Below are 22,089 nucleotides of genomic sequence, written 5' to 3'. Positions count from 1 at the left end.
CGGTCATCATCGGCTGCTGTGTCATTTGCCGGATGGGTTTTGCTCCATGGTGCCGAAACGCTTAAGTTCGATCAATGATGTTGATGCCGCCAGCTGGGACGCTCTGCTCGCGGCGGACTACCCGTTTCTGTGCCACGGCTTTCTGCGCGCACTGGAAGAAAGCGGAGCGGTATGCGCGGCCTCTGGCTGGGAGCCTGCACACCGGGTGGTCGAGCAGAATGGTGATCTGCTGGCATTGATGCCGCTGTATCGCAAAAGCCATTCCTGGGGCGAGTACGTATTCGACTGGCAGTGGGCTGAGGCCTGGGAGCGGGCAGGGCAGCGCTATTATCCGAAATACCTCAGTGCGGCGCCGTTTTCACCGGTGCAGGGGCCGCGTTTGATCGCACGGGACCCGGCGGCGGCTGGCGCGCTGCTTGGCGGGCTGGATGCCGAGTTGCAGGCCGGTGAGGTGTCCAGCCTGCACCTGCTGTTCAACCTTGGCGCAGAGAATGACTTGTTGCAGGAGCATGGTTGGCTGCAGCGCCTGGGTTGCCAGTTTCACTGGTACAACCGCGACTACCAGTGCTTCGATGACTTTCTGGCCGCCTGCAACTCTCGCAAGCGCAAGAACTTTCGCAAGGAGCGGCAGGCGATTCGCGATCAGGGCATCGAGTTCCGTTGGCTGACCAGCGATCAGCTGGATGAGGCGGCCTGGCGGCAGTTCTACCCGTTTTACGCGGCGACCTATTACAAGCGCGGACAGGAGCCCTATCTGCCGCCTGAGTTTTTTACCCTGTTGAACCGGTACTGCCAGGCTAACGTCCGCCTGTTGTTTGCCATGCAGGATGAGCGGCCAGTTGCCGGCGCGCTGTTTCTCGTGGGTGGCGACACCTTGTATGGCCGCTACTGGGGCTGCCTTGAGGAGTTTGACCGCCTGCACTTTGAGACCTGTTTTTATCAGGGTATGGAACGTTGCATTGCTGAGGGGTTAAAGCGGTTTGATGCGGGGGCGCAGGGTGAGCACAAGCTGGTGCGCGGCTTTGAACCGGTGTTGACCCAGTCATGGCACAAGCTGCAGCCGGGCTTGCACGGGGCAGTAGCGGATTTTCTGCTGCGCGAGCGGGCGGGAGTAAAAGCCTATCAGCAGGAGGCGCTCAGCTACCTGCCATTCCGGCAGGCAGCTGAGTAGCGGGTTTACTCGGCGCTGTCTTCCAGGCGCTTGGCGCTGATGATGGTGACCGGGTTGACCGGCACGTTCTGGTGGCCGCCGCGGCTGGTGGTCTGCACCTTGCCGATGGTTTCGACAACATTCTCACCGCTGACGACCTTGCCGAAGACCGCGTAGCCAAAATCGCGGGAGCCGTGATCGAGGAAGTCGTTGTTGTCCAGGTTGATGAAGAACTGGCTGGTGGCGCTGTCAACCACGCCGGTGCGCGCCATGGCGATGGTATAGCGCAGGTTGCGCAGGCCGTTGTCGGCTTCGTTCTTGATCGGGTTGCCGGTTTCACGTTGACGCATGTTGCTGTCGAAGCCGCCGGTCTGAATCATGAAGCCGGGAATGACGCGGTGGAAGATAACGCCGTCGTAGTGGCCTGCCTCAACGTAGCGCAGGAAGTTGGCGGCGCTGATGGGTGCCTGCTCTTCGTTCAGCTCGATGACGATGTCACCCAGGTTGGTGCTCAGCTGTACTCGGGGGTTGTCGGCCAGCGCGGCAGTGCTGAGCAGAAGGAGGGTGGCGGCACCAATCAGGTGTTTCAGCATGGTTGACTCCGTGGTCAGTGGGTAGATAGTCCTGCTTCGGCAGGCTCTGTTGTTGGTATGGCACGGTTGCTGTCGACCTGGGCGAGAAAACCCAGCAACACCTCGTTAAAGGCTTCGGGCTGGTCGACTGGCGTAGCGTGCCGGGAATCTTCGATGACCTCAAGTCGCGCGTCGCCCATGCGACTGACGTATTCGCGTTTCAGTTCCACCGGGGTGTAGTCGCGGTCCGCGCTGACAACCAGCACCGGACAACTGATGCGATCCAGCTGATTGCTGACGCCCCAGCCGACGATGGCGCGCAAGGAGGCCAGGTAGCTCTTGCGGTCGTTGGCGCACCAGCGCTCGATGAAGGTATCGCGGTGCTGCTGTTGCTCGGGCTTGGGAAACAGCAGGCGCGCCAGTCCCTTGGCAATGGTTGGCATTGGCAGGATGTGGGCGAAGAACAGGCGCTTGCCAGCCATCCAGTACTCGGCAGCGCGGCGTGGAATGACTTCGGGCGCACTGTTGACGATGGTCAGACTGGCGGGTACGTCAGGTGCATCGGTGGCCAGCTGGAAGGCGATCATGCCGCCCATGGAAAGGCCGACAATGTGCGGCTTTTGCAAGCCCATGGCCTTGATGAACGCCAGACAGTCTTTGGCGAACAGGGCAATAGAGTAGCCCTTGCCGCTCTTGTCGGTGCCGCCGTGGCCGCGCATGTCGAGACAGAGGACGCGATAGTGCGCGGTCAGCGCGGGAATCTGATACTCCCAGTCCTGTTCGCTGGAGCCCAGACCGTGCAGTAATAACAACGGTGGGCCTTCGCCCTGGTCGGTGTAATGGAACTGACAGTCATTCAGTCTGATCTGCGGCATGGACGGCGTCCCTGGCGAATAAAGACAGCATTCTATGCACGGACTTCTCGGCAATTGAAGCCCTGAGTCACTCTGTCATTGAATGTTCAATGATCAGGTCGGCCAGAATTCGGGTCGCCGGACCAACCGGACGATCCTTATTGGCGTACAGAAACAGCGGCACAGAACGGTTGGCGCCTTTTTCCAGCGGTAGCGGTTTGAGGCGGCCTTCAGTGATCAGGTGGCGAATTTCGTGGCAGGGTAACCAGGCAAACCCCAGGCCGCTGGCAATCATGCGCGCAGCGGTGCCCAGGCTGGCGACGGTCCAGCGCTGCTCTGCGCCAAGCCACCCCGAGTCGCGCGGTTTGTGCTGGCCCGAGTCGCGAATAACGATCTGCAGGTGATTTTGCAGGTCGTCATGGGTCAGGTTGCGTTGTAGTTGGTGAAGTGGGTGCTCTGGGTGGGCAACGGCGATGAAGTCGACCGAATTGAGTTGCTGTGGCAGAAACCCGGCGATGCTCAGGCCGGAGACGGCCAGGTCGGCAGAGCCATCGAGCAGGCGATCTTCCACTCCGGAGAGCACTTCCTCGCGCAGCTGGACCCGGCAGCCGCGGCTTTGCGGCATGAAGGCGCGCAGGGCGCTGGCCAGGCGCTCGGTCGGGTAAGCGGCGTCTACCACAAGGTGTACTTCAGGCTCCCAGCCCAGCTCCATCTCGGTGGCCAGCATCTCTAGTTGCGAGGCTTGCGAGAGCAGCTGCCGCGAGCGTCTTAGCAGGACGGCTCCGGCGTCGGTCAGTACCGCCTTGCGACCTTCGATCTCGAGCAGCGGAACACCCAGCTGCTCCTGCATACGCGCTACGGTGTAGCTGACTGAAGACTGCGACCGATGCAGCGCCTCGGCGGCCTGGGCAAATCCGCCGTGATCAATCACCGCCTGCAAGGTGCGCCATTGCTCGAGGGTTACACGTGGTGCTTTCATCTTGCCATCCTCTGCCGTATCGTTGGTCTGCACGACCTTGACCTGCGTCGTAATTCTGTTTGCTGCAAGGAGCATTCGATGCGTATTCTCGCTTCCGCCAGTGCGCTGGCCTGCCTGCTGTTGCCTGCTGTCTCACAGGCCTTTCCGATTAATCTGGAAGCGCATCTCGATGGCGTCACCATCGAAACCCAGACGACGGATATCAGCAATATTGCGACAGTAACGCTGCGCAACGCAGGTTCTAACGCGGCGCTGTGCGAGGCAACCTTCATCAATGGACCGGAGCGACCGGCTCCGCGCCGAGTGCGCCTGGCCGCAGGTGAGCGCACGGTGGTCAGTCAGTCTTTTCTGCGTGCCATTACCCAGGTGCGGGTGACGGTTAACTGCAGCGCGATCTAAATATATCAATTTGTTCGATTGGTATTAGCGTATTTTTGCGCTTTTTTATCTTTTTATTGGTTCTATCATGGCTCCATCCTTTACCGAAAGATGGAGATGAATCATGAAAAAGATCCTCGTAGTGCAGTCCAGTGCTCGTCAGGATGGCTCGCTGACCCGAGAGTACACCGCCCAACTGGTAAACCAGATTCAAGCTGCCAACCCCGGTTCCTGGGTGGTTACCCGTGACCTTGGTGCCGAGCCTGTGCCGCACCTCGACAGCAGCTTGCTGGGCGGCTGGATGAAGCCGACTGACGAGCAGACGGATGCAGAGAAGGACGCGGCTGCCCGCTCCGACATCTTGATCGATGAATTGCTGGCAAGCGACATCGTCGTCATCGGTTCGTCCATGTACAACTTTGGCATTGCGTCGACACTGAAGAGCTGGTTTGACCACGTGCTGCGCGCGGGTCGCACCTTCAAGTACACCGAGAATGGCCCGGTTGGACTGACCGAGGATCGCAAGGTGTACGTGGTTACCGCCCGTGGTGGTCGCTACGCTGGTACATCAATCGATTTTCAGGAGCCCTATGTTCGCCAGCTGCTGGGGTTCATTGGTATCAAGGATGTTGAGTTCATCAACGTTGAGGGTCAGGCTCTGGGCCCGGAAGAGGCTGCCAAGGGGCGTGCCGAAGCGGAAGAAGTGCTGGCTGCGATCGCCTGATAAATGACAGGCAATAAAAAACCCGGCATTAGCCGGGTTTTTTAATTTGGCTCCGCGACCTGGACTCGAACCAGGGACCCAATGATTAACAGTCATTTGCTCTACCGACTGAGCTATCGCGGAATGGACGCTGCGCACTTTACCAAAAAAATGATGAAAGTCAACGCCTTGAAACCAATTGATCAATCAGGCGTGAAACTCACGCCTTCATGACCGCAGCCATTGCCTGGGCAACGGTATCGATGTTGCTGTTGTTCAGTGCGGCGACGCAAATACGACCACTGCCTACGGCGTAGATGCCGAACTCGTCTGCCAGGCGGGCGACCTGTTCCTTGCTCAGGCCCGAGAAGGAGAACATGCCGCGCTGACGCTGGATGAAGCTGACGTCCTGTTCGACGCCGGCTTCCTGAAGCTTCTGTACCAGGGCTGCGCGCATGTCGCGGATGCGGTCACGCATTTCGGCCAGTTCTTCTTCCCACAGGGCGTAGAGCTCAGGATTGGTGAGAACGGCAGCAACGACTTTGGCGCCGTGGGTCGGCGGGTTGGAGTAGTTGGTGCGGATGACGCGTTTGAGCTGCGACAGCACCGGGGCGGTTTCTTCCTTGGCGGCGGTGACCATGGTCAGGGCGCCAACGCGCTCGCCGTACAGCGAGAAGGACTTGGAGAAGGAGCTGGCAACCAGAAACGGCAGGCCGGATTCGGCGAACAGACGCACGGCAACGGCGTCGTCTTCCAGGTTCTCGCCAAAGCCCTGATAGGCGATGTCGAGGAAGGGCACCAGTTGGCGGCGACCAACGACGTCAATCACCTTGGCCCAGTCGGCCAGGTTCAGGTCGACGCCGGTCGGGTTGTGGCAGCAGGCGTGCAGGATGACCACGCTGCCTTCGGGCAGGGCTTCCAGATCGGCCAGCATGCCGGTCAGGTTCAGGCCGTTGGTGGCCGGATCGAAGTAGGTGTAGTTAACGACATCGTAACCGGCGGCCTCAAACAGCGCACGGTGGTTTTCCCAGCTGGGGTTGCTGATGGCAACGGTACGCTTGTTGGCCAGGCGGTACAGGAAGTCGGCACCCAGCTTCAGCGCGCCAGTGCCACCAAGTGCCTGAGCGGTGATGATGCGACCAGAGCTCAGCAGGGCTGAATCGGCGCCGAACAGCAGTTTCTGAACCGCCTGGTCATAGGGCGCCAGACCGTCGATGGGCAGGTAGGCGCGAGCGGCGTGTTCGGCAACACGGGCTTCTTCGGCGGCTTGAACGGCGCGCAACAGCGGCACCTTGCCAGCTTCGTTGCTGTATACCCCAACACCCAGATTGACTTTGTTCGCACGGGTATCGGCATTGAACGCTTCGTTCAAGCCAAGGATAGGATCACGCGGGGCCAGTTCTACCGGGGAAAACACACTCATGATATGGGCAAACTCGATACAGGTGAATGTAGGGTGTCGGGCTATGCCAGGGGATAGCACTGTTGCCATTTAAGGTGGCGGAAGGGGTGCTGCACTCCGCCAACGGGGTGGTTCAGTGCCATCTTAGCGGCCGTTCATTATAAGGAACTGATCGCATAACTCCAATCGGGTTCCCGCTGCACAGTGCTTCTTTTTGCCGCGCTTGTTGCCGGCAGATCTGCAGCTGCATTGCTGACGCTCGGGACGGTGCTGCCGTCACTGACGCTCGGGCAGGGCATCATCCAGGTTGGTCGGGTATGATGGCCGATTGTCGTGAATGTGTGAGGTCTGGATCGATGGATCAGTTCAATCTGCAAACCCGCTTTGAACCGGCGGGAGATCAGCCGGTGGCGATTGCTCAGCTGGTAGAGGGGCTTGAGGCGGGACTGTCGCACCAGACCCTGCTGGGTGTGACCGGGTCCGGCAAGACCTTCACGATTGCCAATGTCATTCAGAACGTGCAGCGGCCAGCCATCATCATGGCGCCAAACAAGACGCTGGCTGCGCAGCTGTATGGTGAGTTCAAGGAGTTCTTCCCGAATAACTCGGTCGAGTATTTCGTTTCCTACTACGACTACTATCAGCCGGAAGCCTATGTGCCTTCGTCCGATACCTATATCGAGAAAGACGCCTCCATCAACGATCACATTGAGCAAATGCGGTTGTCGGCCACCAAGGCGCTGATGGAGCGGCCTGACGCCATCATCGTGGCGACGGTCTCTGCTATTTATGGTCTGGGTGACCCCGAGTCCTACCTGCGCATGGTGCTGCACGTCGACCGTGGTGATCGGGTGGATCAGCGTACTCTGCTGCGGCGGCTTGCCGAGTTGCAGTACACCCGCAACGACATGGAGCTGGCTCGCGCGACGTACCGGGTGCGTGGCGATGTGATTGACATCTTCCCGGCTGAATCCGACCTCGAAGCGATTCGTATCGAACTCTTCGATGATGAGGTCGAAACCATCAGCTTTTTTGATCCGCTTACTGGTGAAGTTTTACGTAAGGTTCCGCGTGTAACTGTTTATCCTAAAAGCCATTATGTGACGCCTCGTGAGAAGTTGCTTGAGGCCGTGGAACATATCAAGGTTGAGCTGGAAGAACGTCTGGCAGTGCTGAAAGAACAGAATAAGCTGGTTGAAATGCAGCGTCTGGAGCAGCGCACCCGGTTCGATCTGGAGATGATTCTGGAGCTGGGTTACTGCAACGGCATCGAGAACTACTCGCGCTATTTGTCTGGTCGTGAGCCGGGCGCGCCGCCGCCAACGCTGTTTGATTATCTACCGCAAAACGCCTTGCTGATCATCGACGAATCCCACGTGTCGGTGCCGCAGGTGGGGGCGATGTACAAGGGCGACCGCTCGCGTAAGGAAACCCTGGTCGACTACGGCTTCCGCTTGCCTTCGGCATTGGACAACCGGCCGATGCGTTTCGACGAGTGGGAGGCGATCTCGCCACAGACCATCTTCGTTTCTGCCACCCCCGGCCCTTATGAAGAGGCGCATGCCGGGCGGGTGGTTGAACAGGTGGTGCGGCCAACCGGCCTGGTTGATCCGCAGATTGAGGTACGCCCGGCGACCACCCAGGTTGATGATCTGCTGTCCGAGATTCGTCTGCGGGTAGATAAGGAAGAGCGGGTGCTGGTCACCACGCTGACCAAGCGCATGGCCGAGGATTTGACGGACTACCTAGGTGATCACGGCGTGCGCGTGCGCTACCTTCACTCGGATATCGACACTGTGGAGCGGGTTGAGATTATTCGCGACCTGCGTACCGGCGCCTTTGATGTGCTGGTGGGCATCAACCTGCTGCGCGAAGGTCTGGATATGCCGGAGGTGTCGCTGGTTGCGATTCTGGACGCGGACAAGGAGGGCTTTCTGCGCTCCGAGCGCTCGCTGATTCAGACGATCGGCCGGGCGGCGCGAAACCTCAACGGCAAGGCCATTCTCTACGCCGACCGTATTACCGGGTCGATGGAGCGCGCAATCGGTGAAACCGAGCGGCGTCGTGAGAAGCAGATCAGCTTCAATAAAGAGCACGGCATTACGCCGCGGGGCGTTACCAAAAGTGTGGCAGATATTCTTGAGGGCGCTGTTGTGCCTGGCAGCCGCAGTGGTCGTCGCCGCCAGCAAAAGGTGGCGGAAGAGGGGGCTGGGTATTCTGCGCCGCGGACGCCGGGCGAGATCACCAAGCGCATTGGCGAGCTGGAAGAGAAAATGTTCCAGCATGCGCGTGATCTGGAGTTTGAGTCAGCGGCTCAGTTGCGTGATCAGATTCAGAAATTGCGTGATCAGCTGATGCAGGTCTGAATCGGGCTTAAGGGTTTTTGTGCGTTATTTGAGCGATTTGGGCAAAGAATAATCAGGCGTTGGTCGTTTGTTGATCGCCATGTCGCTGATTCAAGCTTTTTTCAGGTTTTCAGTGACTTAGTGGTTGACAGTGCAAAAGGAGGTGCGTAAAGTTCGCCTCCATCGCAGGCACGTAGCTCAGTTGGTTAGAGCACCACCTTGACATGGTGGGGGTCGTTGGTTCGAATCCAATCGTGCCTACCAAATTAGAAACCCGGTCCCTGTGGCCGGGTTTTTTTCTTTCTGCACCGCTTAAGGTGCTTCTGCAGTAGCCTGAAAGGGCTGCCGGCAATCGTGATGCCGGTCCGACTGCAGCGAGTTGCCGGAGCGGTTCATCCATCACGTGGCCTTGCGTAGGGGTCACCACTGAGAAGGAGCGGCATATGCCCGTAATCACTCTTCCTGACGGCAGTCAGCGCGTTTTTGAAAACCCCGTTTCCGTTGCAGATGTTGCGCAGTCAATTGGTGCTGGTCTTGCCAAGGCGACGATCGCCGGTAAGGTCAACGGTCGCCTGGTAGACGCTTGTGACCTGATTGAGCAGGACGCAACGTTGCAGATCATTACTGCCAAAGATGAGGAAGGGGTCGAGATTATTCGCCACTCCTGTGCTCACCTGGTGGGTCATGCAGTCAAGCAGCTGTATCCGAGCGCCAAGATGGTTATTGGTCCGGTTATTGATGACGGCTTCTATTACGATATCTCCTTTGAGCGTCCCTTTACGCCGGAAGATATGGCCGCTATTGAAAAGCGCATGGCTGAGCTGATCGACACCAATTACGACGTGATCAAGAAAATGACCCCGCGCGACGAGGTCATCAAGGTGTTTGAGTCCCGTGGCGAAGAGTACAAGCTGCGTCTGGTAGAGGATATGCCGGACGAGAAGGCTATGGGTCTGTACTACCACGAAGAATATGTCGACATGTGCCGTGGCCCGCACGTGCCGAATACGCGTTTCCTGAAAGCCTTCAAGCTGACCCGTATCTCTGGTGCCTACTGGCGCGGCGATGCCAAGAACGAGCAGTTGCAGCGTATCTACGGTACTGCCTGGGCGGACAAGAAGCAGCTGGCAGCCTATATCCAGCGCATGGAAGAGGCTGAGAAGCGCGATCACCGCAAGATCGGCAAGCGTCTGGACCTGTTCCACACCCAGGAAGAAGCGCCGGGTATGGTGTTCTGGCACCCCAACGGCTGGTCTATCTATCAGGTGCTTGAGCAGTACATGCGCAATGTCCAGCTGGGTGCCGGTTATAAAGAGATCAAGACGCCGCAGGTGGTTGATCGCGTGCTCTGGGAGCGCTCCGGGCACTGGGAGCACTACGGGGCGAACATGTTCACCACTGAGTCGGAAAGCCGTGATTACGCGGTCAAGCCGATGAACTGTCCGTGTCACATCCAGGTGTTCAATCAGGGTCTCAAGAGCTACCGCGAGCTGCCGCTGCGTCTGGCCGAGTTCGGCTCCTGTCATCGCAATGAGCCGTCCGGTTCGTTGCACGGCCTGATGCGCGTGCGTGGCTTTACCCAGGACGATGCGCACATCTTCTGTACTGATGAGCAGGTTAAGAAAGAAGCGAGTGATTTCATTGCGCTGACCCTGCAGGTGTACAAAGACTTCGGCTTCGATGACGTTGAGCTGAAACTGTCCACTCGTCCGGAAAGTCGTGTTGGTGACGATGCTCTGTGGGATCGTGCAGAGCAGGGGCTGGAAGATGCGCTGAACGAGGCGGGTTTGAAGTGGGAGCTGCAGCCGGGCGAGGGCGCATTCTATGGTCCGAAGATCGAATTTTCCCTGCGTGACTGTATCGGTCGTGTCTGGCAGTGCGGTACGCTGCAGCTGGACTTTATGCTGCCAGGCCGTCTGGGTGCTCAATATGTTGCCGAAGATGGTGCGCGCAAAACGCCGGTCATGCTGCATCGCGCGATCTTGGGTTCGTTCGAGCGCTTCATCGGTATTCTGATCGAACATTACGCCGGTGACTTCCCGGCGTGGCTGGCGCCGACGCAGGCGGCGGTACTGAATATCACCGATAATCAGGCCGAATTCTGCAGTGAAGTCGAGAAATCCCTGAAGGATATGGGGTATAGAGTGGTTGCGGACTTGAGAAACGAGAAGATCGGCTTTAAAATCCGCGAGCATACTTTGCACAAGACTCCCTACCTGCTGGTTGTAGGTGATCGGGAAGTCGAGTCGCACACCGTGGCCGTGCGCACGCGAGAGGGTAAAGATCTGGGTTCAATGACTGTAACCGAGTTCGCTGATTTCCTATCTCGCGCTGTGGCACAACGAGGCCGCCCGAATTCGGAGCAATAAAGATTAAACGCGAGATGAGACAAGACAAAAGAGCCGCACAACGCCCGCCGATTAACGAAAACATCACGGCGCGCGAAGTGCGCCTGATTGGTGCAGATGGCGAGCAGATCGGCATCGTATCCATTCAGGAAGCAATGGCCGCAGCTGAAGAAGTCAAGCTGGACCTGGTTGAAATCTCTCCCGATGCGGCGCCACCTGTGTGCCGCATCATGGACTACGGCAAGCACATCTTCGAAAAGAAGAAACAGCAGGCCGCAGCGCGCAAGAATCAGAAGCAGATTCAGATCAAGGAAATCAAGTTTCGTCCAGGGACGGAAGAGGGTGACTATCAGGTCAAGCTTCGTAACCTGATTCGTTTCCTCTCTGAAGGGGACAAGGCCAAGGTATCGTTGCGATTCCGTGGTCGCGAAATGGCCCATCAGGAGCTGGGCATGGAGCTGTTGAAACGGGTCGAAAACGACCTGCTTGAATACGGCACCGTGGAACAGCACCCGAAGATGGAAGGTCGTCAGCTGATGATGGTCATCGCCCCCAAAAAGAAAAAGTAATCTCCAGGGCAACGCCAGGCCTTGCGATTATTTGATGCACTTCAATTTGGAGTAACTGAACATGGCAAAGATGAAGACCAAAAGTGGCGCTGCCAAGCGCTTCAAGAAAACCGGGAACGGCATCAAGCACAAGCATGCTTTCAAAAGCCACATCCTGACCAAGATGAGCACCAAGCGTAAGCGTCAACTTCGCGGCACTTCGCAGCTGAATGCTGCTGATGTCCAAAAAGTCGAGCGCATGCTGCGTCTGCGTTAATCATCAAGGTACAGGTTAGAGGAAGAAAGCAATGGCTCGTGTAAAACGTGGTGTCATGGCGCGCAAGCGTCACAAGAAAGTTCTCAAGCTGGCTAAAGGTTACTACGGCGCGCGTTCACGCGTGTTCCGCGTTGCCAAGCAAGCGGTTATCAAAGCTGGTCAGTACGCATATCGTGACCGCAAGCAGCGCAAGCGTCAGTTCCGCGCGCTGTGGATTGCCCGTATCAACGCTGGTGCTCGTCAGAACGGTCTGTCCTACAGCCGCCTGATCGCTGGCCTGAAAAAGGCGTCCGTCGAGATCGATCGTAAGGTTCTGGCCGATCTGGCCGTGAACGAAAAAGCGGCGTTTACCGCGATTGTCGAAAAAGCAAAGGCTAGCCTGGCTTAAGCCCTCGTTACGACAATCACCGCGCCCTCGGGCGCGGCTGGCAACGTCAATGATAGGGGAAGAGCCTCAAAGCTCTTCCCCTATTTTTGTTTCTGGAGTACGTGTTGATGGAAAACCTCGACGCCCTGGTCGCACAAGCACTTGAGGCAATCAAACAGGCAGCTGATGTGGCTGCGCTGGAGAATATCCGCGTTCAGTATCTTGGCAAGAAGGGCGAGCTGACCCAGGTGATGAAGACCCTGGGCAACATTCCGGCCGAGGAGCGTCCCAAGGTCGGTGCGCTGGTCAACCAGGCTAAAGAGCAGGTTCAGAGCGTGCTCAACGGTCGTAAGTCAGAGATGGAAAGTGCGGCGATGAATGCCCGTCTGGCTGCCGAGCGGGTGGATGTCACGTTGCCTGGTCGCGGTCAGGCTACCGGTGGTTTGCACCCGGTTACCCGTACCATGGAGCGGATTGAACAGATTTTTTCCCACGCCGGTTATACCGTCGCGGAAGGCCCCGAAGTAGAGGACGACTACCACAACTTCGAGGCGCTGAATATTCCGGGTCACCACCCGGCGCGTGCTATGCACGACACTTTCTATTTCAATGCCAATACCCTGCTGCGAACCCATACCTCGCCGGTACAGGTGCGCACCATGGAAAGCCAGCAGCCTCCGATTCGCATCATCTGCCCGGGTCGGGTCTACCGCTGCGACTCCGACCAGACCCACTCGCCGATGTTCCACCAGGTTGAAGGTCTGCTGATCGATGAGGGTGTCAGTTTTGCCGACCTGAAGGGTACCATCGAGCAGTTCCTGCGCGAGTTTTTCGAGGCCGATCTCGAAGTGCGTTTCCGTCCCTCATTCTTCCCCTTCACCGAGCCGTCCGCTGAAGTGGATATTCGTCGCCGTGTGGTCAAGAACGGCGAAGAAAAGGCCGACTGGCTGGAAATATTGGGTTGCGGCATGGTGCACCCGGAGGTGCTCCGCATGTCTGGTATCGACCCGGAGAAATATCAGGGGTTTGCATTCGGGATGGGCGTAGAGCGTCTGACCATGCTGCGTTATGGCGTGGGCGATCTGCGTATTTTCTTCGACAACGATCTGCGTTTCCTTGAGCAGTTCCGTTGAGCGCCGCACCCGCAACCCTTTTGACAGCAGGAATCGATAATGAAATTCAGTGAACAGTGGCTGCGCACCTGGGTAAACCCTGAGGTCTCTCGCGACGACCTGGTAGCGCGCCTGTCCATGACCGGACTCGAAGTAGACAGCGTCACCCCGGCAGCCGGTGAGTTCTCCGGCGTTGTGGTGGGCGAGATTCTCAGTGCCGAGCAGCACCCCGATGCCGACAAGCTGCGCGTGTGCCGCGTCAGCAATGGCAGTGAGGAGTTTCAGGTAGTCTGCGGCGCGCCGAATGCGCGAGCCGGCATCAAAATCCCGTTCGCCATGGTTGGCGCAGTGCTGGGCGAGGACTTCAAAATCAAGAAGGCGAAGCTGCGTGGTGTCGAGTCATTCGGCATGCTGTGCTCCGCCGCTGAACTGCAGATTTCTGAAGACCACGACGGCCTGTACGAACTGCCTCAAGATGCCCCGGCCGGCCAAAGCGTGCGCGAGTACCTTGGTCTCGATGACGCCATCATTGAAGTGGATCTGACGCCGAACCGTGGCGATTGCTTGTCTATCGCCGGTCTGGCCCGCGAAGTGGGTGCCAACTACGGCGTTGCGGTTGCTCGCATCAAGGTTGAGCCTGTGGCGGCCGTGCACGACGAGGTGCGCCCGGTTGATCTCCAGGCTGCGGACGCCTGCCCGCGTTATGTGGGACGTGTTATTCGCAACGTTGATCTGTCACGCCCAACGCCGCTATGGATGGTTGAGCGTCTGCGTCGCAGCGACATTCGCAGCATTGACGCGGTTGTCGATATCACCAACTACGTGATGCTCGAACTGGGGCAGCCGATGCATGCCTTCGATCTGGCCGAGATCAAGGGCGGTATTCGTGTTCGCATGGCGGAAGAGGGTGAAAAACTGGTGCTGCTCGATGGCCAGGAAATCAGCCTGCGCGCCGACACTCTGGTGATTGCGGACCACGAGCGTCCGCTGGCCATGGCTGGCATCATGGGTGGCGAACATAGTGGCGTTAGTGAGGGCACGCGGGATCTGTTCCTGGAAAGCGCTTTCTTCGACACCATTGCCATTGCTGGCAAGGCGCGTGGTTACGGCCTGCACACTGATTCCTCGCACCGCTTCGAGCGTGGCGTTGACTGGCAGCTGCAGCGCGAAGCTATCGAGCGCGCTACCGCACTGATCCTCGAGATCGTCGGTGGTGAGCCGGGTCCGGTTATCGAGGCAGTAGAACAGGGGGCGCTTCCTACACTGAAGCAGATCACTTTGCGTAAGGATCGCATTGCGCAGATGCTCGGCATGCAGATGAGCGAGAGTGATGTGGTTGGCTACCTTACTGGCCTGGGTCTAGGCGTCAGTGCTATTGCTGATGGCCAGTGGCAAATCGACGTGCCGAGTCACCGGTTTGACATCAGCATCGAGGTGGATTTGATTGAGGAACTGGCCCGGCTTTACGGCTACAACCGTCTGCCGGTTAGTGCGCCGACGGCTGCCCTGACCCTGTCTGGCAAGCCGGAGGTGCGTGGTGAGCTGCCTGCGCTGCGACGTCTGTTGGTTGCTCGTGGCTACCATGAAGCCATTACCTACAGCTTCATCGAGCCGGGTCTGAGCAAGCAGTTTGAGCCGAGTATCGAACCACTGGCGCTGGCCAACCCGATCTCGAGCGATATGGCTGTCATGCGTCCCTCGCTATGGCCGGGTCTGAGCAAGGCGGTGCAGTACAACCAGAACCGCCAGCAAGGCCGGGTGCGTCTGTTTGAGAGCGGCCAACGCTTCATTCCCTGCGCAGAGGGTCTGCGGCAGGAAGTCATGCTCTCTGGTATTGCCACCGGCGCCCGTCAGCCCGAGGGTTGGGCCAACGGTGCAGAGAAGATCGACTTCTTTGATATCAAGGCGGATGTCGAAGCCATCCTGGAGCAGAGTGCCGCGGGCGTCAGCTTCCGCTTCGCACCGGTAGAGCATCCGGCGCTGCATCCGGGGCAGTCAGCGTGCATTCTTAATGGCGATGAGCAGGTGGGTCTTGTCGGTGCGCTGCACCCGCAGCTGGCTGCTGATCTTGACCTTAACGGCCCGGTTTTTGTGTTCGAGTTGGCATTGGCAAAAATTTGCCAGGGCTTGCTGCCGCGCTTTGCGGAATTGTCCCGCTACCCTGAAGTCAGACGGGATATAGCGCTGGTGGTGGATCGTGATGTGCTGGCCGATGATTTGCTGAGCTGTATTCGTGCGGAAGCCGGAGCTCACCTCAAAAACCTCAGGTTGTTTGACGTGTATGAAGGCAAAGGTATTGATCCGCATAGAAAAAGCATGGCAATTGGCTTGACGTTGCAGGATTCGTCACGCACTCTTACTGATGACGAGGTGAATGCTGTCATGGACAGAGTGCTGCAGTCCTTGGAGCAAGGGTTCAACGCCACACTAAGGAAATAGGTCAAATGGGGGCTCTGACAAAAGCGGAAATGGCTGAGCGGCTGTACGAAGAGTTAGGGTTCAACAAGCGCGAAGCCAAAGAGTTGGTCGAGTTGTTTTTCGAAGAAATTCGTAATGCACTCGAGACCAATGAACAGGTGAAGCTGTCGGGATTCGGCAACTTCGATCTGCGCGATAAGCGTCAGCGCCCCGGCCGTAATCCCAAGACCGGCGAAGAGATTCCAATCACCGCCAGACGTGTGGTGACCTTTCGTCCAGGACAAAAACTGAAGGCACGAGTAGAAGCGTATGCTGGAACCCAGCCATAACGACGAGTTGCCGGCGATCCCCGGCAAGCGCTATTTCACCATCGGTGAAGTGAGCGAGTTGTGTGCAGTCAAGCCTCATGTTCTGCGTTATTGGGAGCAGGAGTTCCCCCAGCTGTCGCCAGTCAAGCGCCGGGGTAATCGGCGCTATTACCAGCGTCAGGATGTGTTGATGATCCGCCAGATCCGCGCGCTGTTGTACGACCAGGGTTTTACTATCGGTGGAGCGCGCCAGCGCCTGTCCGGTGAGGAAGCGCGTGAAGACCTTACGCAGTACAAGCAACTGATTCGTCAGACCATTGCTGAGCTGGAAGAAGTGCTTAACGTGCTTCGGGTTCGTTGATACAAAAAAAACTTTCTCATTTCAGATAGTTAATGTATTATGCGACCCGCTTCGGCAGACAAATCGAAGCATCGTCGGGGCGTAGCGCAGCCTGGTAGCGCACTTGCATGGGGTGCAAGGGGTCGAGTGTTCGAATCACTCCGTCCCGACCAAATCACTGAAAAAGGGACCAAGCCGTAAGGCTTGGTCCCTTTTTTCATTTCGCCTGTGCAAAGCTGGCCGTTGAGCATTTGGGGCGCGCTGCTCGGTATTGGTTTCTTCCTTGAGTTGCTTTTTGCTCAGTTTGCTCGGCTTGCGGCTTTTCCTATTACCATTCGATGCGTTTACCGTCGTAGGCGAAGAGTCCGCCGCTGTCATTGGGTGAGCTGTGATCAATAACGCTCAATAATTCGGCAGCGGCCTGTTTCGCTGGTCGGGCGGCTCTCGCTCCGCGGAACGGGTGCGACAGGTCTGACTGTACTGTGCCGGGGTGCAGGCTCAGCAGTCGTGCGTTGGGGTGTCGCCTGGCGTGCTCGATGGCTGCTGTCTTTATCAGCATGTTCAATGCAGCCTTGGATGCTCGATAGGCGTACCAGCCGCCGAGTCGATTGTCGCTAATGCTGCCGACCCGTGCGGACATCACTGCCATGGCGCCGTGAGTGTCAAGTAGTGGCAAGAATTCGCGCATCACGATGGCAGGGCCTAAGGCGTTGACTTGAAATACAGATTGCAAAGCGTCTGGGTTGATTGTCTTCAGGCTTTTCTCTGGTTCTACCCCTTCACGGTGCAGTAAGCCTGTGGCTAGCAGGATAAGCTGGTAGGGTGCGCTGCTGGAGAGGGATGCGGCGGCTGCGGAAATGCTGTCCGGCTCCTCAAGATCAAGGGGTATGGCGGTGCTGCGCCCCAGCTCGTTGATCAGGGCGCAGTTCGGGTCGCTGCGTAGATGCTGGCAGAATGCTTGGCCCAGAGCGCCGCTACTGCCGATTATCAGGGCGCGATAGTTGCGGCCTAGCGAGTGCATCCGGAGCGTCATGGCTGTCGCCGGAAGAACAGGGTGACCTGGCCGAGTTCGACGCCAAACTTGAGCATGCTGGAGCGGTTGATCAGCGTGTTTTCGTCCATCAAATACATCCAGTCGTCGAAGGTAACCAGATAGGTTTTTCCGTCGACCGGCAGGTTTAGTTCATAGCGCCAGCGAAGCGCATTGCCGACCAGCTCGCCGATGGCGTCCCCGACAACGTCGTCAGCGGTGCCGCGCCAGCGATTTTTCCCGTCGGGTCTTAGTGTCCAGATGCGCTGTTGGGTGCTTCCATCGCTGTAGACGAAGCGCTCGTCGAGGATCAAGCGGTTGCCTTCCTGGCGGCTGTTGATGTCAACGTGGAAGCGTTTGATTACCTTGCCTGAGCGATCCTGAAATATACCCCAGGCCTGTACGGGGCGACTGAAGAACTCCTTCAGGTCCAGCGCGGGTTGCTCTGCAGCGTATTCGTCAACCGCGACGCCACCGCAACTGGTCAAAAGGATGCAGCAGCAAAGCAGTATCAGGCGTCTCATGGTTTACCTCGCCGGGGTTGTACGGATTTGGGCCGACAGGCTGCGCCTGTTTAATTGATACTGGTCACGGCTTGTCGGGGGCTTTCTAAAATCCTATACAAAATATTAAGGTTGTACAGTATTTGTTCTATTGTTCGGTGACGCAATGTCCTTTGCGTATGCTTGTGTTCGATCTGCGCTCTTCGCTAATGAGTCGCTATCGTTGGTTCTTTATGCCTAGTAGCCAGCACCGTGTTGCTTGGTGCCTGATTCTGGTTGCCAGCCACACCCGTGCCTTATTCCAGGTGTGCGCCCAACGGCTGGACGTCTCCAGCTCGAAGTCCACTGCATTAAGCTGAGTTGGGCGTATCTGCAGCTTTGGTAGTGACAGGGCGTAGTCGCCACGATCGGTAATGACGCCTAACTGGTTGTCGCTGCGAAATAGCGTCGTTGCAGCATCGTGGTCCAGGTCGTGGTTGGAGGTCGAGAAGGTGCTGCCTGGGGCCAGGGTTGCGCTGTCCTGGCTAAAAACAGCCAGGGTTGAATGCATGTTTTTCCCTTCTGTCAGGTCGCCAGCGATGCTTCTCAGATAGTGCTTGCGCGGGCCCCAGATGTCGATGCGCAGGATGCTCAGCGGCTGGTCGCTGCGGTTTCTGATGCGGATAAATACGGTCCAGTCGCCGGGCAGCAGGGAAGGGTGAAAGTCGGCAGCGGTGAGCACGAAGGGTTTTTCCCTGCGATGCAGCAATCGAACCCAGGTGGCAAGCGCCGTGAGTAGTGCGAGGAGGGTGGCGATGGCTGCCAGGGTCGAGGCGTTTTCCCAGAGCCAATTCAATCCGTTCATTGCTTCTCCATGAGTGCGTCATACCTTGAGAGGGGATACTTGCCGATGTTGCGGGGTGTTGGCAAAGAGAGATTGTTGTTGAGTTTTCTGCTCCTTGGGTGGTCCCCGCCATGTGTGACGGGGAACTCGGGCTGCCGGGCGGCTACTGTCGGTCGGAATCCGTCACTGCTGACAGCGGTCGACCCTCGACCCTGCTACAATCCGCGCTGAAATTACCCAAGAGGAATATGTATGGCTACCAATCGTTCCCGCCGTCTGCGCAAAAAACTGTGCGTTGATGAGTTTCAGGAGCTGGGTTTTGAGCTGAATCTGGAGTTCAAGGGCGACCTGAGTGTCGAGGCGATTGATGCCTTCCTTGATCAGTTTCTCGATGAAGCTATGGATGCGAATAACCTCGACTATGTTGGTGGTGAAGGCTTCGGGCTGGTGTGCCTTGCTGAGCGTGGCTCGGTAACGGAAGAGCAGCGCCAGGCTGTCGAAGACTGGCTGAAGGCGCGCAGCGAGCTGGCAGTCGTTGAAGTGGGGCCACTAATCGACGCGTGGTATCCGGATAAGCCGATCAACGCGGCAGTTTGATCTCGAAAAGGCCATCCATATGATGGCCTTTTTTTTCGCAATTTTCCGGTGTCTGGTTTGCTTCGTTTTTGCTTTGGCGGTGCTCTGCTGGGCCTTACCTGGTCACTGGGGCATGGTGCTTTTTTAATTGCGAGTGCTTGTTTCTTTTGCTGTTTTTATTGTCTTCGGATTTATAACTTCGGTGATTTCTCTCTGCTGATCTTGGCCGAGCTTTTCTCTCTCCTCACCTAAGCCCTTCGCCGTATTTTAGTTATAACTCTAACTATTTTTTTGGCTGCACTTTTTTGGCGCAGAGCTGGCAGGTGTCGCTGTCTTGAGTTTGCTTTTTCAGGTCCAAATTTCGCTGTGCTTTTGGGGTGCCGGGAGGCATGCCTAATTTGAGTGTTCGCCTGGTAAGGCGTTGTCCGGAAATGAAAATGCAATGGTTTTGTGTTTACTGAAAAGTCCGTCGAAAGGCTCGTATGTTGGGGCGTACAGCTTGGGGTGTGGTGGTTTCTTGACGCTCAATATTTGGCGTATTGACTGAGGATGTGTCTGATTGAGGGGGGGTAAAAAATGATCTGGATCAATGTTTGGTTACTTATAGCGTTTGGTCTCTAGGGATATTGTTTTTTAAATTGAAAATTGATTAGTATGATGGCACGTCGCCATTGGATTGGTTTTATAACAAAGAGAAGAGTTCATGCTTAAGAAGTCCCTCCTTGCTATCTCGGTTGTTGCTATCGCAAGTGGTTGTTCGGTTACTCCTGAGGTCATCGCTCCGCAAAGCTTGGAAACAACAGCTATGTCGGATATCGCGCAGCTTTCTCAGGAGCAGTCGGTTGAGTCAGCGATTTCTCTGGATCAGGCTATCGCGCGCGCGGTTCTCAATAACCGCGACAAGAGATTGAAGTCGCTGGAGGCTGCTCTTTCTCAAGGTCAGATTGATCTTGCGCGGCACGAAATGCTGCCTGAGCTTACCGCTTCCGCCGGTTACTCCAAGCGTAGCGAATACGCCGCATCCGCCAGCGTCAACTTCACTGACGGTGAGCCCGATGCGCTGGGCCCGAACCCGGCTTACTCTGTTTCTCAGGGACGCGAGCGCGATACTCAGGACGTCGCTTTCTCCTGGAATATTCTCGACTTCGGCTTGTCTTACGTACGCGCTCAACAGCATGCTGACCGTTACCTGATTACCAAGGAGCGGGAGCGTAAAGTTGTTCACAACATCACTCAGGACGTACGCGCTGCCTACTGGCGCGCGGTGTCGGCAGAGCGCCTGCTAAGCAAGATCAATCCTCTGATCGAACAGGCCAGTGAAGCGCTTGCAAACTCTCGCCAGGTTGAAACCCAAGGCCTGCGCTCGCCGCTGGATGCGCTGTATTACCAGCGTGAACTGCTGGACATTCTCCGTGCCCTGCAAGCCCTGCGTCAGGACCTGATGGGTGCCAAAACCGAGTTGTCGGCCCTCATGGGTTTGAAGCCGGGTACTCAGTTCTCCCTGGTTGATGTGTCGAATCCGGCTTTTGTCGTTCCGGAATTAAGTGTGGGCCTGGCCGAGATGGAAGAACAGGCACTGCAACAACGTCCTGAATTGGTCGAGACTCACTACCAGAAGCGGATTTCTGCTGCAGAGACGAAGGCGGCAATGTTGAGCCTGCTGCCAGGCATTCAGTTGACTGCCGGTTCATACCAGGACAGCAACGAATACCTGCTGAACCAGGATTGGACCAGTGTTGGCGCGCAGGTCAGCTGGAACATGCTGGACGTGTTCAAGATCGGCGCCGAGCGTCGGCTGGCTGAGACCCGTGAAGCGCTGACCGAAGAACAGCGACTGGCGACGTCCATGGCCGTGCTGACCCAGGTGCACCTGTCGCGCATTCGCTACGAGCAGGCGCGTAAGAGCTTTGACCTTGCTACTCAGTACCTCGGCGTTGCCGAGCGTATCGGCGAGCAGACCCGCAATGCGGCCAAGCTCAAGCGCATGTCGCAGTTGGACCTGATTCGCGAGTCGCTCAATACCGTACTGGCAGAGCTGCGTCGTGATGTCGCTTATGCAGATCTGCAGAACAGCTACGGTCGCGTCTTTGTGACGATCGGCATGGATCTGCTGCCGCAGGACTATCAGAGCCTGAATGTTGAGGCGCTGGGGCAGGAAATTGGGCAGCGCTTTGATCAGTGGCAGCACGCGGCTCCCAGTCAGCAGTCAGCAGAGGTGGCTGCGCCTGTCGAGTCAAGCCCGGTCGTCGCCAGCGACAAGACCAGCTGATGCGTCAGCAACTCAATCTGGGGCTGTTTCTGGCCCTGCTGGCAAGCGCGGCTTCCGCACAGGCCGAATATCAGGCGCGAGCAGTGATCAAGTCACTGGATCGCGCCGTGCTTTCGGGTGAGCTGGCTGCGCGCGTCCAGCGCATTCCCTACCTCCCCGGCGATGCGTTTGAGAAGGGAGCAGCGTTGGTTGAACTAGACTGCGCCCTCTATGACGCTCAGGCCGAGAAGGTTGCTGCTGAAGTCAGGGCAGCGCGGATCAAGAGCGAGAACGCGCGTGAACTCGACGCCTTGAATTCGATCGGTGGGCTGGATGTCGCGCTGGCCCAATCCGAATATTCCCAAGCCTTGGCTGAGCTGAAAATTGCCCGCCTCAACACCGAGCGCTGCGTTATCAAAGCGCCCTGGCGCGGCCGGGTCGTCGGCCTGCGAGTCAATGCGCACGAGAATATTCGGCAGCAACAAGAGTTAATAGAGGTTGTGGGCGACCAGAACCTCGAGGCGGAAGTTGTTGTGCCTGCGGCCTGGCTCAGCTGGTTGGCTGTAGGTCAGCCTATCAGCTTGCAGGTAGACAATCTTCCCGAACCCGAATCTGCAGAGGTTCGGGCTATTATTCCCGCAATTGATGCTGTCAGTCAGACCGTCTTGCTGAGAGCAAAATTGCCAGAAAACACTCAACTGATACCGGGTATGAGCGCCACCGCTGTGTTTAGCGAACCTGCGCCTGCCGCTGAGTAATTCAGAACCTGAAACAGACCATCTGGCCGGTGCCCTAAAGGGATAGAGAA

At 57.4% G+C, this 22,089-nt stretch carries 22 protein-coding genes and 3 tRNA genes; 17 read left to right on the top strand and 8 right to left on the bottom strand.

The genetic code is table 11. The features are described 5' to 3' along the window. The first annotated feature begins 46 nt into the window (after positions 1 to 46). On the top strand, positions 47 to 1,171 hold the full coding sequence (locus tag ACKPCU_RS13085; RefSeq protein ID WP_321347301.1) for a GNAT family N-acetyltransferase: 1,125 nt from the start codon (positions 47 to 49) through the stop codon (positions 1,169 to 1,171). Positions 1,172 to 1,176: 5 nt separating this feature from the next. Here ACKPCU_RS13085 and ACKPCU_RS13080 read toward each other — a convergent pair whose 3' ends face one another. The 3 genes from ACKPCU_RS13080 to ACKPCU_RS13070 form a co-directional block, all read right to left on the bottom strand. Beyond that, positions 1,177 to 1,743 carry a peptidylprolyl isomerase gene (locus ACKPCU_RS13080; protein ID WP_104739527.1) on the bottom strand — a complete coding sequence of 189 codons (567 nt, stop codon included), beginning with the start codon at positions 1,741 to 1,743 and terminating at the stop codon, positions 1,177 to 1,179. A gap of 14 nt (positions 1,744 to 1,757) precedes the next feature. Further along, on the bottom strand, positions 1,758 to 2,597 hold the full coding sequence (locus ACKPCU_RS13075; RefSeq protein WP_321347298.1) for an alpha/beta fold hydrolase: 840 nt from the start codon (positions 2,595 to 2,597) through the stop codon (positions 1,758 to 1,760). 67 nt (positions 2,598 to 2,664) lie between these two features. Beyond that, a complete protein-coding gene (locus tag ACKPCU_RS13070) occupies positions 2,665 to 3,555 on the bottom strand; it encodes a LysR family transcriptional regulator (protein ID WP_321347296.1) in 891 nt (296 codons plus the stop codon). Positions 3,556 to 3,633: 78 nt separating this feature from the next. On the opposite strand from ACKPCU_RS13070, the gene ACKPCU_RS13065 reads away from it, so the two are divergent. Continuing rightward, positions 3,634 to 3,954: a 3-phosphoglycerate kinase gene (locus tag ACKPCU_RS13065; protein ID WP_104739525.1), complete on the top strand. Its 321-nt coding sequence runs from the start codon at positions 3,634 to 3,636 to the stop codon at positions 3,952 to 3,954. A 103-nt stretch (positions 3,955 to 4,057) separates the two neighbouring features. Further along, positions 4,058 to 4,657, top strand: coding sequence for an FMN-dependent NADH-azoreductase (locus ACKPCU_RS13060; protein ID WP_321347293.1), 600 nt, complete (start codon positions 4,058 to 4,060; stop codon positions 4,655 to 4,657). A 47-nt stretch (positions 4,658 to 4,704) separates the two neighbouring features. Here ACKPCU_RS13060 and ACKPCU_RS13055 read toward each other — a convergent pair. Together ACKPCU_RS13055 and ACKPCU_RS13050 are read right to left on the bottom strand one after the other, a co-directional pair. Further along, positions 4,705 to 4,780: transfer RNA gene (locus ACKPCU_RS13055), tRNA-Asn, on the bottom strand. A 76-nt stretch (positions 4,781 to 4,856) separates the two neighbouring features. Next, positions 4,857 to 6,059 carry an amino acid aminotransferase gene (locus ACKPCU_RS13050; RefSeq protein ID WP_104739523.1) on the bottom strand — a complete coding sequence of 401 codons (1,203 nt, stop codon included), beginning with the start codon at positions 6,057 to 6,059 and terminating at the stop codon, positions 4,857 to 4,859. 335 nt (positions 6,060 to 6,394) lie between these two features. Between ACKPCU_RS13050 and uvrB the strand changes: the two genes are divergently transcribed. From uvrB to ACKPCU_RS12995, 11 genes are all read left to right on the top strand, one after another. Then, the gene (gene uvrB / locus ACKPCU_RS13045) at positions 6,395 to 8,404 is read left to right on the top strand and encodes an excinuclease ABC subunit UvrB (protein WP_104739522.1); all 2,010 of its coding nucleotides are present in this window, start codon (positions 6,395 to 6,397) and stop codon (positions 8,402 to 8,404) included. A 166-nt stretch (positions 8,405 to 8,570) separates the two neighbouring features. Beyond that, positions 8,571 to 8,647: transfer RNA gene (locus ACKPCU_RS13040), tRNA-Val, on the top strand. Between the two features lie 179 nt (positions 8,648 to 8,826). Further along, positions 8,827 to 10,752 (top strand): threonine--tRNA ligase, encoded by a 1,926-nt coding sequence (thrS, locus tag ACKPCU_RS13035; RefSeq protein WP_321347290.1) that lies wholly within the window; start codon positions 8,827 to 8,829, stop codon positions 10,750 to 10,752. Further along, positions 10,749 to 11,300 carry a translation initiation factor IF-3 gene (gene infC, locus ACKPCU_RS13030; protein WP_188656508.1) on the top strand — a complete coding sequence of 184 codons (552 nt, stop codon included), beginning with the start codon at positions 10,749 to 10,751 and terminating at the stop codon, positions 11,298 to 11,300. Before thrS ends, infC begins: the two co-directional genes overlap by 4 nt. A gap of 61 nt (positions 11,301 to 11,361) precedes the next feature. Continuing rightward, a complete protein-coding gene (gene rpmI, locus ACKPCU_RS13025; protein WP_083727856.1) occupies positions 11,362 to 11,556 on the top strand; it encodes a 50S ribosomal protein L35 in 195 nt (64 codons plus the stop codon). A 31-nt stretch (positions 11,557 to 11,587) separates the two neighbouring features. Then, complete coding sequence (gene rplT / locus ACKPCU_RS13020) at positions 11,588 to 11,944, top strand: 50S ribosomal protein L20 (protein WP_083727855.1); 357 nt, start codon at positions 11,588 to 11,590, stop codon at positions 11,942 to 11,944. Between the two features lie 107 nt (positions 11,945 to 12,051). Further along, positions 12,052 to 13,056 carry a phenylalanine--tRNA ligase subunit alpha gene (gene pheS / locus ACKPCU_RS13015; RefSeq protein WP_104739519.1) on the top strand — a complete coding sequence of 335 codons (1,005 nt, stop codon included), beginning with the start codon at positions 12,052 to 12,054 and terminating at the stop codon, positions 13,054 to 13,056. A 39-nt stretch (positions 13,057 to 13,095) separates the two neighbouring features. Then, the gene (pheT, locus tag ACKPCU_RS13010) at positions 13,096 to 15,474 is read left to right on the top strand and encodes a phenylalanine--tRNA ligase subunit beta (protein ID WP_321347286.1); all 2,379 of its coding nucleotides are present in this window, start codon (positions 13,096 to 13,098) and stop codon (positions 15,472 to 15,474) included. A 5-nt stretch (positions 15,475 to 15,479) separates the two neighbouring features. Further along, positions 15,480 to 15,782 (top strand): integration host factor subunit alpha, encoded by a 303-nt coding sequence (gene ihfA / locus ACKPCU_RS13005; RefSeq protein WP_083727852.1) that lies wholly within the window; start codon positions 15,480 to 15,482, stop codon positions 15,780 to 15,782. Continuing rightward, positions 15,763 to 16,122, top strand: coding sequence for a MerR family transcriptional regulator (locus ACKPCU_RS13000; RefSeq protein WP_083727851.1), 360 nt, complete (start codon positions 15,763 to 15,765; stop codon positions 16,120 to 16,122). Before ihfA ends, ACKPCU_RS13000 begins: the two co-directional genes overlap by 20 nt. A gap of 75 nt (positions 16,123 to 16,197) precedes the next feature. Next, positions 16,198 to 16,274: transfer RNA gene (locus ACKPCU_RS12995), tRNA-Pro, on the top strand. 155 nt (positions 16,275 to 16,429) lie between these two features. On the opposite strand, the gene ACKPCU_RS12990 is transcribed toward ACKPCU_RS12995, so the two are convergent. The 3 genes from ACKPCU_RS12990 to ACKPCU_RS12980 form a co-directional block, all read right to left on the bottom strand. After that, on the bottom strand, positions 16,430 to 17,134 hold the full coding sequence (locus ACKPCU_RS12990; protein WP_321347276.1) for an SDR family NAD(P)-dependent oxidoreductase: 705 nt from the start codon (positions 17,132 to 17,134) through the stop codon (positions 16,430 to 16,432). Continuing rightward, on the bottom strand, positions 17,131 to 17,655 hold the full coding sequence (locus ACKPCU_RS12985) for a DUF3833 domain-containing protein (protein WP_321347273.1): 525 nt from the start codon (positions 17,653 to 17,655) through the stop codon (positions 17,131 to 17,133). The genes ACKPCU_RS12990 and ACKPCU_RS12985 overlap by 4 nt, the downstream gene beginning before the upstream one ends. A gap of 196 nt (positions 17,656 to 17,851) precedes the next feature. Continuing rightward, on the bottom strand, positions 17,852 to 18,478 hold the full coding sequence (locus tag ACKPCU_RS12980; RefSeq protein WP_321347271.1) for a hypothetical protein: 627 nt from the start codon (positions 18,476 to 18,478) through the stop codon (positions 17,852 to 17,854). A gap of 231 nt (positions 18,479 to 18,709) precedes the next feature. Here ACKPCU_RS12980 and ACKPCU_RS12975 point away from each other — a divergent pair, with 231 nt between their 5' ends. The 3 genes from ACKPCU_RS12975 to ACKPCU_RS12965 all read left to right on the top strand — a co-directional run bounded on the left by ACKPCU_RS12975 (position 18,710) and on the right by ACKPCU_RS12965 (position 22,039). After that, entirely contained in the window at positions 18,710 to 19,054 is a 345-nt protein-coding gene (locus tag ACKPCU_RS12975; protein ID WP_321347270.1) for a YggL 50S ribosome-binding family protein, read from the top strand. 784 nt (positions 19,055 to 19,838) lie between these two features. Next, positions 19,839 to 21,302 carry a TolC family protein gene (locus ACKPCU_RS12970; protein WP_211287219.1) on the top strand — a complete coding sequence of 488 codons (1,464 nt, stop codon included), beginning with the start codon at positions 19,839 to 19,841 and terminating at the stop codon, positions 21,300 to 21,302. Next, positions 21,302 to 22,039: an efflux RND transporter periplasmic adaptor subunit gene (locus tag ACKPCU_RS12965; protein ID WP_321347265.1), complete on the top strand. Its 738-nt coding sequence runs from the start codon at positions 21,302 to 21,304 to the stop codon at positions 22,037 to 22,039. Before ACKPCU_RS12970 ends, ACKPCU_RS12965 begins: the two co-directional genes overlap by 1 nt. Positions 22,040 to 22,089 lie beyond the last annotated feature (50 nt).

It is taken from the genome of Halopseudomonas oceani (assembly GCF_963677335.1).
Lineage (GTDB): Bacteria > Pseudomonadota > Gammaproteobacteria > Pseudomonadales > Pseudomonadaceae > Halopseudomonas > Halopseudomonas oceani.
Note: the sequence above shows the minus strand (reverse complement) of the source record. Positions and strands in the feature narration are given on the sequence as shown.

Bases quoted from the DNA above. Each gene is read 5' to 3' on its own strand.
- ACKPCU_RS13070 (WP_321347296.1), bottom strand. From the start codon at position 3,555: ATGAAAGCACCACGTGTAACCCTCGAGCAATGGCGCACCTTGCAGGCG.
- ACKPCU_RS12990 (WP_321347276.1), bottom strand. From the start codon at position 17,134: ATGACGCTCCGGATGCACTCGCTAGGCCGCAACTATCGCGCCCTGATA.
- ACKPCU_RS12975 (WP_321347270.1), top strand. From the start codon at position 18,710: ATGGCTACCAATCGTTCCCGCCGTCTGCGCAAAAAACTGTGCGTTGAT.
- rplT (WP_083727855.1), top strand. From the start codon at position 11,588: ATGGCTCGTGTAAAACGTGGTGTCATGGCGCGCAAGCGTCACAAGAAA.
- pheT (WP_321347286.1), top strand. From the start codon at position 13,096: ATGAAATTCAGTGAACAGTGGCTGCGCACCTGGGTAAACCCTGAGGTC.
- ACKPCU_RS13050 (WP_104739523.1), bottom strand. From the start codon at position 6,059: ATGAGTGTGTTTTCCCCGGTAGAACTGGCCCCGCGTGATCCTATCCTT.
- pheS (WP_104739519.1), top strand. From the start codon at position 12,052: ATGGAAAACCTCGACGCCCTGGTCGCACAAGCACTTGAGGCAATCAAA.
- ACKPCU_RS12965 (WP_321347265.1), top strand. From the start codon at position 21,302: ATGCGTCAGCAACTCAATCTGGGGCTGTTTCTGGCCCTGCTGGCAAGC.
- ACKPCU_RS12985 (WP_321347273.1), bottom strand. From the start codon at position 17,655: ATGAGACGCCTGATACTGCTTTGCTGCTGCATCCTTTTGACCAGTTGC.
- ACKPCU_RS13065 (WP_104739525.1), top strand. From the start codon at position 3,634: ATGCGTATTCTCGCTTCCGCCAGTGCGCTGGCCTGCCTGCTGTTGCCT.
- ACKPCU_RS13000 (WP_083727851.1), top strand. From the start codon at position 15,763: ATGCTGGAACCCAGCCATAACGACGAGTTGCCGGCGATCCCCGGCAAG.
- ACKPCU_RS13075 (WP_321347298.1), bottom strand. From the start codon at position 2,597: ATGCCGCAGATCAGACTGAATGACTGTCAGTTCCATTACACCGACCAG.
- ACKPCU_RS13085 (WP_321347301.1), top strand. From the start codon at position 47: ATGGTGCCGAAACGCTTAAGTTCGATCAATGATGTTGATGCCGCCAGC.
- ACKPCU_RS13060 (WP_321347293.1), top strand. From the start codon at position 4,058: ATGAAAAAGATCCTCGTAGTGCAGTCCAGTGCTCGTCAGGATGGCTCG.
- ihfA (WP_083727852.1), top strand. From the start codon at position 15,480: ATGGGGGCTCTGACAAAAGCGGAAATGGCTGAGCGGCTGTACGAAGAG.
- ACKPCU_RS12980 (WP_321347271.1), bottom strand. From the start codon at position 18,478: ATGAACGGATTGAATTGGCTCTGGGAAAACGCCTCGACCCTGGCAGCC.
- ACKPCU_RS13080 (WP_104739527.1), bottom strand. From the start codon at position 1,743: ATGCTGAAACACCTGATTGGTGCCGCCACCCTCCTTCTGCTCAGCACT.
- ACKPCU_RS12970 (WP_211287219.1), top strand. From the start codon at position 19,839: ATGTCGGATATCGCGCAGCTTTCTCAGGAGCAGTCGGTTGAGTCAGCG.
- rpmI (WP_083727856.1), top strand. From the start codon at position 11,362: ATGGCAAAGATGAAGACCAAAAGTGGCGCTGCCAAGCGCTTCAAGAAA.
- thrS (WP_321347290.1), top strand. From the start codon at position 8,827: ATGCCCGTAATCACTCTTCCTGACGGCAGTCAGCGCGTTTTTGAAAAC.
- uvrB (WP_104739522.1), top strand. From the start codon at position 6,395: ATGGATCAGTTCAATCTGCAAACCCGCTTTGAACCGGCGGGAGATCAG.